This window comes from Moorena sp. SIO3B2 (assembly GCF_010692525.1).
GTDB classification, from domain to species: domain Bacteria; phylum Cyanobacteriota; class Cyanobacteriia; order Cyanobacteriales; family Coleofasciculaceae; genus Moorena; species Moorena producens.
The window spans coordinates 1-11,544 of record NZ_JAAHHE010000151.1 but is presented as its reverse complement, the minus strand read 5'-3'; the positions used below and the strand labels follow the sequence as shown (position 1 = coordinate 11,544).

The window sequence follows — 11,544 nt, the reverse complement described above, 5'->3', positions numbered from 1 at the left end:
GGGATATTGGGAGATAGGGAGATTGGGAGATAGGGAGATTGGGGGAAGATAAAGTTGTACGTTTGACCGCAACTTGGTATCAAGATGTATCAGGTAGGGGTAGGGTGGGCAAATTTTGAGAATTTGATAATTTCATCAGCGATGATGCCCATTTGCCCACCCGACAAGATCTATGTTTACATTTTAAATAAATGAATAACTTGGTGAAATACAAGGAATACCTTGGCTCAGTCAATTACAACGACCAAGATGAGATTTTATACGGGAAAGTAGAGTATATTCGCAGCCTGATCAGTTATGAAGGTCAGGATGTTGAATCTCTTCGCGCCAGTTTTCACGAAGCAGTGGATGATTACCTAGAGCTTTGTCAACTCAAAGGGATAGAACCGGAAAAGCCTTTCAAGATTAATCGTAGGGTGGGCAGTGCTTACCTTTGCCCTTTGCCAGCAAATGTATCTGTTTCAAGCACTGCCCACCCTACAGGAACTGCCCTACTTTTTTTCGACAGCGGGAAAAGTCAGCACTGAAACTATCCAGAGATATATTACCGACCCTCACCATGGTTGAACCCTAAGTGGCTTTAGCCACTGTGGAGCATTCCTCCCGGAGACGAAACCTCAGAAGAGTGGAGCCTTTATAGGCGACAGGCGGTTGCATTGAAGGGTTAAAACTCATGAAATAAGGCTCCACTCTTCTTACGGTAACTTCTGACCCGGTCTAAAGACGCGGGGTTTCCTGCTACCTAGATTTTTAGGATTTCAGAAATGATTCAGCAACGGTCTCATTCTGAATCATTTCTGATTGCAATTGGGCTAAAAATATTGGGTAAAACTGTAAGCATTCAGCTATCAGCCTAATGGTATCATGCTAATCAACGGGAGGTAGTAAACAAGCATAGGGGGTGCTGGTACGGCTGCTTGAAAATCCCTGCTCGTTTTACTCATCCGACCCCGTGCAGTTAAATCGCCTGCTAGCACCTCAAGTAGCACCATCTGTAGCGCATTAGCTGATAGCTGACAGCTGAATGCTTACGAAAAACTAGTTAGTGTTAACCCAAATTTTCTTCTTCATCCTCGTAGTTACTGTCCTCTACCCCCATCAGTTCAGAGATTTCTACGTCATCACCTAGGGGATTTTCTTCCTCTAAATTCTCCCGTGGGATCAGGCGATTATTAGACTCTAACCAATCTAAAAGGGAAGTTTCTTGCTTAAGGGGAATAACCTCAGCGAGTTGATCACGATGTATTTCACGTAGAGCAGGATTGTACATAGACTTCTTCAGCTAATATGGACGAGGTGAAAACCTTTAACTTTGAGTCTAGCAGTCAGCTAGAGGAAATCTTATGATTGGCAAGGCGGAACTCTTAGAAGCGATCGCAGGAAAGAATCGTGGTCTATTAGCAAGCAAAACCGATAAAACAGCAATACTGGCAGCAGTTACCGAACTGGAAGGGAGAAACCCCACCCCTCGACCCCTTGAGGCGCAAGACTTGCTAGATGGTAACTGGCGTCTGCTATATACCACGAGTCAAGAACTTTTGAATCTTGACGGATTTCCCTTGGTACAACTGGGTCAAATCTACCAATGTGTTCGTACTTCAGATACTAAAATTTACAACATAGCTGAATTATCTGGTATTCCCTATCTCGAAGGTGTTGTCAGTGTTTGTGCTAGTTTCGAGCCAGTATCTCAATGCCGGGTTAATGTTAGCTTCGAGAGGTCTATCATTGGTCTACAAAGCTTCCTGAGTTATAGCTCTGCCAATGATTTCATTGAGCAAATCGAAGCTGGCAAAAGGTTTCCAGCTATTGACTTTCCCATCAATAGGGACAATCAACAGGGTTGGTTAGAGATAACCTATCTTGACGATGACCTCCGCATTGGACGGGGGAATCAGGGGAGTTTGTTTGTGTTAACCAAGAAATGAGTAGGGAGTAGGGAGTAGGGAGTAGGGAGTAGGGAGTAGGGGTTGCGAAAATTGACTGTACCTCATAACTAGGAGAAACGCTATATCCCTCTTCTGTCAAAATCCTGAAACAAAAGCCAAATCGGAATTCTCTAGTTCTTTATTGATCAAGGATAGACCTATTTTCTAACAACAACTACCTTTGCCTGTATCGACTGACCATTTTTGAATTCAAAATGAAAAATTCAAAATTCAAAATGAATAGCTTTCTAATTTTTAATTGTTTCAACGGATACAAGCCCCCGAATTCATTCGTGGGGTATTTTTTAATTTTGAATTGATAATTTTGAATTGAAGCGAGTTGTTCGCTTAGCGTGGCCGAAAGGCCAGGGTTGAACGCGATCGCGTGGCCGAAAGGCCAGGGTTGACCGTCAACCAGTTATCCACTGGGTGCTCAACTCTAGGATTAAGCATGAACCGTAAACAAACAACCCTCAACAAACAACAATCAACAAACAACCCTCAACTATGGTCATTAATTATTGACACTCCCCGCTTTAAAAAGACGGGGATTCCTAGATCTACGACCGGCCTTAAACCTCCGTGTCCAAATGGCAATATCTAAACCGAAATCCCGTCAAGACTAAAATCTTAGTTCAGTTCACGAAAGACCCAGCGGGCTAGTCTCCTTAGGCGTTTAGCTACTTTTTTGAGAAGTGCCTTATAGAGTCCGTTGCTCCTCTGTTTCACTTGGTTTCGGCGTGCCCCGCCGTACCATTATTTTCTGAAGTTGTGATCTTGCTGGGTTCACACACCAATTGGTAGTTGATGATTGGGTTTTTAAGGAGGATTTTCCCTGCCCTCCGGGCATTACTACTTTAAGGTCAAACAATTGCGGGTCTCTGACCCGGTTGTGCCTCGGTTTTTCAGCCTGTACCCATATTTAGATTTTACTATGGCGCTAACGTATCGTCAACCTTTTGGCGACTAAAGTCGCTGCGAGTCTTCATCCCGGAGACGAAACCTTAGAATAGGGCAGCCTTAATTATAAAGTTTTAACCCTTTTGCTCATAGCCGACCAATCGTAAAGGCTGCCCTATTCTTGCGGTAACTTCTGACCCGGTTTAAAAACGCGGGGCTTTCGACTTGTGCGTCCTCTAGTAACCAGCCTCTTCTTCGTATTCTGGAGCTTTCTTTTTCTCAGGAATATTGACTCGCGGTGCTTTGTAAGGCTCTGGGGAGCGGTCATCATCCCAGGCATCACCCTCGACTTCGTACTTGTCATAGTCCTGGGTGTTAGTTTTACCATAGGAAGGCTCGGGTGAGCTATAGACTGGCTGCTCGTAGCGCACTGGCTGAGGGGACTCTTCCCGTTCATCGCTCCAGTTATCTTCTTCTAATCTGGCTTCGACATACTTCTTCGGGACTGGTGCTTCTCGTTTGATCGGCTCTAGTTCTGGCTCTTGCCAATCGTCATCCCAGGCATCTTGGGCTCGGTTGGCATTCTCTACTGTCTGAGAGATAGGAGTACGTATTGGAATCCCCGTTCCCAGTTGATTTTCTGGTCTAGCCGTTGGGGTATAGTAGGGGTCTTCTGTGTCCTTTTCCCAAGGGGGTCTGCCAATCCCCATACGTTCTAAGACCCCGACGGTTAACTGGACCAGATGCTCTTGAGCTTCCTCAAATACAATTAATCGGTCTGGACCACTGCTGACAATTTCATCAATGGGTAGCTCATAAGTACTAATCACCTGGTCGGGTATTTGGGGTAACCCTATTGATGCAATGATTAGGGCGGAAACGGTGCCATCTTCTACATTGAACTTGAAGCCTCTAACCCGACCTAAGAGTTCACCGGTTTCGGTGATCACTTCGCTGTTAATCAGGGTACTATAGGCATCGACATCAATATCTTCGATAACGTCTTGATCATCTACCAGGATGACATCACCAAATTGTCGAATGCTGCTCAGGAGCATATACTTTGGCATACCGGCTACTGCCAGGAGGTTATCTCGCAGACCCAGTGCCACAACCTGCCGTCTGTCTATATCTACCAAGAGTTCCTTGACGACTCCAAGGCGCTTACCATTGTCACGGGTAATTACCTGAGTATTTAAGATATCGGAGCGTGGACGAATTTGTTCCGTTGTCATTATATCTCGCTTTTCCTGAGCTATACTCCTGATGGATTAAAAATAAATAATACGTGAGCATTAATACGTGAGCATTAATACGTAAGCATTCAGCTATCAGCTTTCAGCTAAGGTAATGCCACCCTTAGGTTGATCAACAGACTACAGAGGTTATATATAATCACCTCTGAACATCGGTTTTTTTTTCGTACAGGACGCCCTTCGGACGAGGGGTTCGTGGGTCGGTTCTCTCCAAAATCAATCATGAACGGCTTATAGCTGATCAGCCTTGGGCTTAATGCTTACAATAATACTGGATTTGATGAATGAGATTTTATCTAGTTAACCGTACTTTTGGGTGATAGTTTTAAACCCAAGACTTGAGTGTATGCTCCCCTGGCTTGGGTAACACCAATGGTGCGTTGAGCAGACTCAATCATAGGACGGCGTAAGCTTACTACAATAAATTGCGCAAGTTTAGCCTGTTGTTTGATCATTTTAGCTAATCGCTGGACATTTGCCCCGTCCAAAAACATATCGACTTCATCAAAAGCATAAAATGGCGAGGGACGGTAGCGTTGTAGGGCAAAGATAAAGCTAAGGGCTGTGAGGGATTTTTCTCCTCCTGACATAGATGCTAGCCGCCGCACCGGTTTACCTTTGGGGTGCGCCACCAGGTTTAGTCCACCGCTAAAGGGGTCCTCTGGATCATCGAGTTGTAAATAACCATCCCCATCGGAGAGTTCAGCAAAGATGGCTTGGAAATTTTCATTGACTGCATCAAAGGCTTCTTTGAAAGCACGGTATCTCAAGGTGGTAAAGTTTTCTATCCTTAGCAACAGTTCAGTCCGTTCACCAGCTATGGTTTCCAGTTTCTCAGACAGTTCCTGGAGGCGAGTTTGAGTTCGGTCATATTCTTCTAAGGCCAGCATATTCACGGGTTCCATAGCCTGTAGACGTTTCTGTCCGTTGCGCAGTTCCTTTTGTAGTTGTTCTAGTTGAGCAGCTAGGGAGTCCAAGGTAATTACCTCTGAGCTTTTTTTATCACTAGAGGGGGAATTTTTTTTGACAATTTGAGGTATTTCTGGTATTGGGTCTGGTAATTCAGCAGCTTGGTCTTGGAGTTGAGTTTGGAGACTAGCAAGTTTTTCTGCTCTAGCAGACTGGGTTTCTTGGAGTTTTTGCTGTTGCCAAGAGGTTTCTTGGTGTTGTTGGCGCAGTCTCTGTAGGTGTTGCTCGGTGCGATCGCGTTTTTGTTTCTGTTGCCCCAATTTCTCCTCTAACTGGCTTAAGGCAACTGTCGTTTCGGTAATTTGCTTGGTGAGTGTTTCTAACTGAGTGTTAATTGCTGATTGCTGCTGTTGCCAAGATTCGATTTGGGTTTGAGAGTCTGCTATTTGGCGGTGACCTTCGGTAAGTTTATCCCTGAGGCGCTGCTGCTGATTCTCTTTCTGTTGTAGCTGTTTCTCGGTATTTCTCAAGGCTTGTTCACACTCGCGCAACTGAGCTTCTTGGGTTTTAATGGTGTTCTGAATCTGTTGCCACTCGTTATGAGTTTGAGACTCTTCGAGTTGAGCCAGTTGTTGCCGTAAGTCGGCAAGTTGGGATTCTTGTTGGGGTAACTCTATCGCTATGGTCTCTAGCCGTTGAGTAGCAGCGGAGAGTTCTTGGTTGTTTTTAGCCAGAAGCGATCGCATTTGGGCTTGATTGGTCTGAGATTGCTCAATCTCTCTTTGTAACTGTTCCAAACGTAATTTGGTTTCCGAGTGTTTTGCTCTAGTTTCTGTCAATTCCTGGGTAATTTGTTTCACCGAAGCAGATTCGGTAGTAATCAATCCCTCGCAATGGTGTAAAATCTGTTCAATTTCCCCTAAGCGGGTTCGCAAGCTACGGATTTCAGAGGACTCCATAGTGTCACTGGTACCAAAGTGCAATCCCGAACGGTGACTGCTGCTACCACCAGTCATGGCACCGCTTATTTCCAAGATTTCCCCATCTAGGGTAACGATGCGGTGTTTACCCAAGTAGGTACGGGCATCATTGAGAGTTTCAAAGACTACCGTAGACCCAAATACATAGGCAAAGACTTTTTGGTAACGGGGGTCGCAATCAATTAGCCTAATGGCGTAGTCAACAAAGCCCTTAGCATATCGTAGCACAACCGTTTCGCTAAATTGCCTAGGTTGGATTTTGTTCAGAGGTAAGAAGGTCGCTCTTCCCGCGCGTTTTTGTTTGAGGAGTTCGATCCCAGCCGCTGCTACCCTATCATCTTCTACCACTAAATTCCCGAGGCGTGCGCCAGCGGCAATTTCTAGGGCTAGCTGATAGCGGGGTTCAACTCTACCCAATTGGGCGACTAATCCACACACTCCTAGTATACTACTTTCTAGGATAACTTTAGTAGCATAGGTCCCTTGGGCTTCTTGTTGAGCTTGGGCTTGGGCTTCTAGTTTATCGAGTTGCCGTTGTTTTTGCCGTTGTTCCCCCAGCAGGCGAGTTTGGGTTTGTTGTTGGAGTTGTAGTTGTTGTTCGGTATTCCCTAAGGATTGGGCGAGGGACTGGACTTGTTGGGAATAAGTGGTTAATTGGGTGTCTAATGCCACAGCTTGGGTTTGCTTGGTGGCGATTTCTGGTTCTAAGGTTTGCAGTTGCTGGGTTTGGTCTTCGATTTGCCGATTTAGCTGATTCTGACGCTCTTGGAGTTGAGCTTGCTCTGTCCTTTGGGGGTTGATGGTTTTGAGTAGGGTGTCGATGTGCTTGGTGAGGGTGGTTTGTTGTTGTACCCAGGCATCACTAGCGGCTGCGATCGCATTGGCTTGTTCTCGGCTTTGGTTGAGAGCAGCTTGGGCCTCATCCCGTGCGACTTGTAAGGAGGTTTTAGACAAGGTCTCTAGATCATTTTTTTCTGCGATCAACTGTTGCAGGGTTTGCTCGACTTGTTGAATTGTCTCTTGTGTACGTTGGAGATTGACAGCGGCATTTTGTAGGTTCTCAGTTAGTTCCTGCTGTCGGGTTTGTAATTGACGTTGTTCAGCTTGTTGAGTGGCAAGGGTGGATGCGATCGCAATTTGCTCTTCTTCTCCTAAGGCTTTGACCCGAGCATTGAGTTGGTCAAGTTCAGTGGTAGTTTGGTTTATTTGTTCCTCAATGCTAGTAATTTGAGCAATAAGCTGCGCTTTTTTCGTCTTAGCAGCATCAATCTGCTGTTGGAGTTGGGATACTTGCTTCTGGAGCAATCGCCATTTTATAACAATTTCCCACTGTTGCTTTTGTTGGAGTTCAGCACGGAGTTTTTGATATTTCTCGGCTTTTGCACGGTCAGCAGCTAAGCGATCGCGTTGAGCTGTCAGTTCTTGTTCAATAATTCGGCAGCGTTCTTCTCGCTCTTTGACAGTGGCGAGGGTTTGTTTAGTTTGGGTAATTTTGCGGTCAAAAGCAGCAACTCCGGCTAATTCGTCAATAATCTCCCGCCTTTCTCGGGATTTCATTGAGATAATGCTCGTGACGTCTCCTTGCTGGACAACATTGTAACCTTCTGGGTAAACCCGCAAGCGATTGAGTTGTTCATGAAGTGCAGTAACAGTAGAGGGTTCACCATTGATGTAGTACTGAGAACTGTAATTACCTTGTTTAGTGACTCGCAGCCGTCGGGTCACACTCCATTCTAGATCCGTTGCAGGTTGGTCAGGGGTTGACGGTTGTTCCCGTAGCGTGGCCTTTTGGCCAAAGTTATCAGGTTGATGGTTATTGGGTTGATGGTTATTGGGTTGATGGTTATTGGGTTGATGGTTATTTTCTGAACCTTGGCCTTTCGGCCACGCTTCGCGAACAACCTGTAACTTGCTAACCTGTAACGGTTCCTGCAACTCTTTAACCTGTAACGGTTCCTGCAACTCTTTAACCTGTAACGGTTCCTGCAACTTGCTAACCTGTAACGGTTCCTCCAACTCTTTAACCTGTAACTCGTCATAGTTATTGAAGTCAGATAAGTCAAAGGTAACTGTGACACTGGCTTCGACAGTGCCTCGATGTTCTTTATTGTGGTTAACTAAATCAGGAAGGCGTTCAGCTCGCATTCCTTTGGAACTGGCGATACCAAGACAAAATAAAAGAGCATCAAGGATGTTGGATTTGCCTGACCCGTTTGGCCCAGAAATTACGGTAAATCCTTCCAGGAGCGGGATTTTTGTGGTGCCGCCGAAGGATTTGAACCGCGAGAGTTCCACTCGCTTGATGTGTACCATAGGCATTTCATCGGTTGAGGTTAACCGGGTCCTCACACAGAGTGTGCGTAGTGAACACATTGCTGATCAGCGTAGCATGGGCAATAGGCAGATGGAGCAACGGATGGCTTAAAAGATGATGTAGATGGGTTAACAGATGGAACGGATGGCGGATGAAGGGGGGACAGTGTGGGGCTGCAATTAAAATGCTATATACTATATCAAAAAAAACTAATCACCAATAACTAATGACTAGTGACTAATCACCAATGAGTTAATAACTAATAGCTTAAGTATTAGTTGAGTATGTCATGGCCATTAAACAAGCTATATAATCACTCCTTGAACCAATTGGTAATACTTGCGTCGTGATTGCAATCTATCCAGGCAGCTTCGATCCCATTACCCTAGGACACCTTGACATCATCCAGCGTGGCTGTAGACTCTTTGATAAGGTGATTGTGACGGTGCTGCGCAATCCCACTAAATCTCCTTTGTTCACAGTGCTTGAGCGAGTCGAGCAGATTAAACTTTGCACCCAACACTTACCTAATGTAGAAGTGGACAGTTTCACCGGTTTAACGGTGGAATATGCCAAACTGAAGAAAGCTCAAGTACTGTTGCGAGGGTTAAGGGTGCTTTCTGACTTTGAGAAGGAACTCCAGATGGCTCATACCAATCATACCCTCTGGGATGAAATCGAAACGGTTTTTCTCGCCACCTCTAACGAATATAGTTTCTTGAGTAGTAGCGTAGTCAAAGAGATTGCCAAATTTGGCGGCTCCGTCGATCATCTTGTCCCCCAACAGGTTGCCTTAGATATATACCGATGTTACGCCAAGAATCATCCCGGTACGACCCACCCGAGCAAAACAAACCCCCAAACCCCACTGAATCCTTTAATCCTGGATCAGGAGACATAGATATTCAGGGGCAATTTAACTATATCGAGGACATCATCTTCGATAGCCCCCACATCCCCTTTACCCGGCGCACCCTGATTGATGAAGAACTGTTGCTGGCTCAACTCGACTTGGTGCGGGAAAATTTGCCCTTAGCTTTTCAACAAGCTACTAGAATAATTGAAGAACACGATGCAATTATCCAGCAAGCTGAACAGTACGCTCAAGAAATAATTGAGACAGCTCAGCGGCGTGCTGAAATGATCTTAGATGAACTCGGTATTATTCAGCAAGCAGAACACGAAGCCCAACAAATCAGCCAACAAGTTCAAAAAGAGTGTGAGGCGATGCACAAGCAAACGGCATCGGAGCTTGAGCAGATGCGCCGCAAAGCCCAGCAGGAACTGGAGCAAATGCGCCAAATCACCCTAGCCGAGTGTGAGGAAATTCAAAATGGGGCAGATGCCTACGCTGACGGAGTGCTCTACAATATTGAGCAGCACCTCAGTGACATGCTTAGAGTAATTCGCAACGGACGTCAGCAACTCAATGGTCCTGTCAAAGCCCAAAACTCTGGCAAAAAAGACAATGGTAAGAAAGACAATAGTAAGAAAGACAATGGTAAGGGGGGTTCACGCTCACTTAAAATCCCATCGAAGTCAAAAAAAGGATGAACGATTAAGGATTAAGGATTAAATAAGAACTATTTAATTTATAAGTTGTTAACCTTATTGGTTGTTAAAGATTTTTAAAGAGCTAGCAGCCACATAAACCATCCACGGAGGAGCCGTGATAGTTTATGTGTCACGTGCGGTTTTAATGCGTTGCTGAATCAAAAAATGGTTTTATAAAAATAAAACCATGAAATGCCCTAAATGTCATAGCAATAAAACTCATAAATATGGTCATCAAAGAGGAAAACAAAGATATAAAGGCAAGGAATGTGGACGACAATTTATAGAGGTTAAAAGTGAGCGTGGTTACGATAAAAAGATTAAATTGCTGTGCCTAAAAATGTATCTAAGCGATGCAGCGCGGTCATGGCGAGGCAGTGCCTTCACGCGGGGGTTCCCCCCATGACCGCACTGCCGTGGTTTCCCCCACTCGCGCTTTGCATCAAGACAATGTTGGAATTATCAATTAGGCTTCTTATTTATTATTTAAAATATCATAAAATCCCCCTTTCAGGTGAAACCATTTCATGATTCAGCAACGCCCCTTAATTAATGAGTTTTAAACTTTTTCTGCATAGCCTGCCAACTGTAAAGGCTCCACTCTCCTTACGGTAACTTCAAGACGCCCACCTTTCAGGTAGGGCGCGGGGCTGCCGCCATTAAGCTCAAACCCCGTTAGGTAGAAGTCTGTCATCCTTCTAATTCAAAGTAAAGAAATGTAAGCGTATCACTTGGAATTAGCCCAATCATGGTAATGTAACTCTATATTTTCAATATTAGACGATATCTGAAAAGTTTTTTGATACTGACTTTTGCCCCCCAAGCCCCCCTCGCTCGGGGAACCAACGGGGGCTTGGATGTAGCAAATGAGACTTCTCAGACAACCTCTTAGGATAATCAAAGAAAAAACTGGAAAGATATAGTGCAACAAAACCTTGGAGCAGATAAAACCTCTCTGGAACTTTCATGTAAAGTCTTTAAACCCATGGACCCAGTTACTGCCAAAACAGTGCTTAAAGAAGTCAAGCAAATTTTGGATCAATTTGGTGTGACCTTCTTTCTGCAGCAAGGTACCTGTCTTGGCGCGATCCGAGAACATGGATTCATACCCTGGGATGATGATTTGGATTTGGGTTCTGTGATGGGGATCCACGTAGTCACTAGGGAAGTTATAGAGCCTGTTGTTCGTGCCTTCAGGGAACATGGCTTTTACACCGAAGTTCAACCCTACGATAGCGGCATTGGCATCACGATGATGAAGTCATTCATCAGGATTGATTGGATGTGCCATAAGATTATCAAAGACTATATCAGGCACCATCCTGGGGTCCTGATTCCTGCCAGACTGGTAACCCAGCTAAAAGCAATCGACTTCCTTGGAGATACTTTCCTCGTTCCCAATCCACCCGAGGAATACTTACAGGCCAAATATGGTATAGAATGGATGACGCCGAAACGTTACGGCTATGAAAAAGACATTGTGGATCTAGTCCCAGATCGCCCCACAGGAATGAGCTCAGCTGTTACCAGCTCTCCCAATGAATACAGAGCTAGCCGAGTTCGGATCCTTGATCAAAAAGGCGATCCGGTTCACAACGCTTCGGTTCGGGTGATCGGACAAGGGCAGGCCAGGACAGATGAGTTGGGCTATGCTGTGTTCAATTTGCCACAAGAAGATGCATGGTATGCACTGGTCATTAATT

General features: G+C 45.1%; 10 protein-coding genes. 7 read left to right on the top strand and 3 right to left on the bottom strand.

The window, feature by feature from the left end; genetic code table 11:
- The first annotated feature begins 191 nt into the window (after positions 1 to 191).
- Positions 192 to 527, top strand: coding sequence for a type II toxin-antitoxin system HicB family antitoxin (locus F6K38_RS24555; RefSeq protein ID WP_502709594.1), 336 nt, complete (start codon positions 192 to 194; stop codon positions 525 to 527).
- Between the two features lie 521 nt (positions 528 to 1,048).
- Here F6K38_RS24555 and F6K38_RS24550 read toward each other — a convergent pair.
- Positions 1,049 to 1,270, bottom strand: coding sequence for a DUF3134 domain-containing protein (locus F6K38_RS24550; RefSeq protein ID WP_287357746.1), 222 nt, complete (start codon positions 1,268 to 1,270; stop codon positions 1,049 to 1,051).
- Positions 1,271 to 1,343: 73 nt separating this feature from the next.
- On the opposite strand from F6K38_RS24550, the gene F6K38_RS24545 reads away from it, so the two are divergent.
- Positions 1,344 to 1,928 carry a PAP/fibrillin family protein gene (locus F6K38_RS24545; RefSeq protein WP_287357743.1) on the top strand — a complete coding sequence of 195 codons (585 nt, stop codon included), beginning with the start codon at positions 1,344 to 1,346 and terminating at the stop codon, positions 1,926 to 1,928.
- A gap of 1,136 nt (positions 1,929 to 3,064) precedes the next feature.
- On the opposite strand, the gene F6K38_RS24540 is transcribed toward F6K38_RS24545, so the two are convergent.
- A complete protein-coding gene (locus tag F6K38_RS24540; RefSeq protein ID WP_008188168.1) occupies positions 3,065 to 4,063 on the bottom strand; it encodes a PRC-barrel domain-containing protein in 999 nt (332 codons plus the stop codon).
- Between the two features lie 317 nt (positions 4,064 to 4,380).
- Positions 4,381 to 8,268, bottom strand: a complete 3,888-nt coding sequence (gene smc, locus F6K38_RS24535) for a chromosome segregation protein SMC (RefSeq protein ID WP_287357756.1) — start codon at positions 8,266 to 8,268, stop codon at positions 4,381 to 4,383.
- On the opposite strand from smc, the gene F6K38_RS24530 reads away from it, so the two are divergent.
- The 5 genes from F6K38_RS24530 to F6K38_RS24515 form a co-directional block, all read left to right on the top strand.
- Positions 8,165 to 8,398, top strand: coding sequence for a hypothetical protein (locus tag F6K38_RS24530; protein ID WP_287357759.1), 234 nt, complete (start codon positions 8,165 to 8,167; stop codon positions 8,396 to 8,398). The genes smc and F6K38_RS24530 overlap by 104 nt on opposite strands.
- Positions 8,399 to 8,633: 235 nt before the next feature.
- Entirely contained in the window at positions 8,634 to 9,188 is a 555-nt protein-coding gene (coaD, locus tag F6K38_RS24525) for a pantetheine-phosphate adenylyltransferase (protein ID WP_071106265.1), read from the top strand.
- The gene (locus tag F6K38_RS24520) at positions 9,095 to 9,841 is read left to right on the top strand and encodes a F0F1 ATP synthase subunit B (protein ID WP_287357739.1); all 747 of its coding nucleotides are present in this window, start codon (positions 9,095 to 9,097) and stop codon (positions 9,839 to 9,841) included. Before coaD ends, F6K38_RS24520 begins: the two co-directional genes overlap by 94 nt.
- Before the next feature lie 187 nt (positions 9,842 to 10,028).
- Complete coding sequence (locus tag F6K38_RS44380; RefSeq protein ID WP_438941761.1) at positions 10,029 to 10,247, top strand: IS1/IS1595 family N-terminal zinc-binding domain-containing protein; 219 nt, start codon at positions 10,029 to 10,031, stop codon at positions 10,245 to 10,247.
- 516 nt (positions 10,248 to 10,763) lie between these two features.
- Positions 10,764 to 11,544 (top strand): LicD family protein (locus tag F6K38_RS24515; protein ID WP_287357736.1); only part of this gene is annotated, 781 nt, incomplete at its 3' end.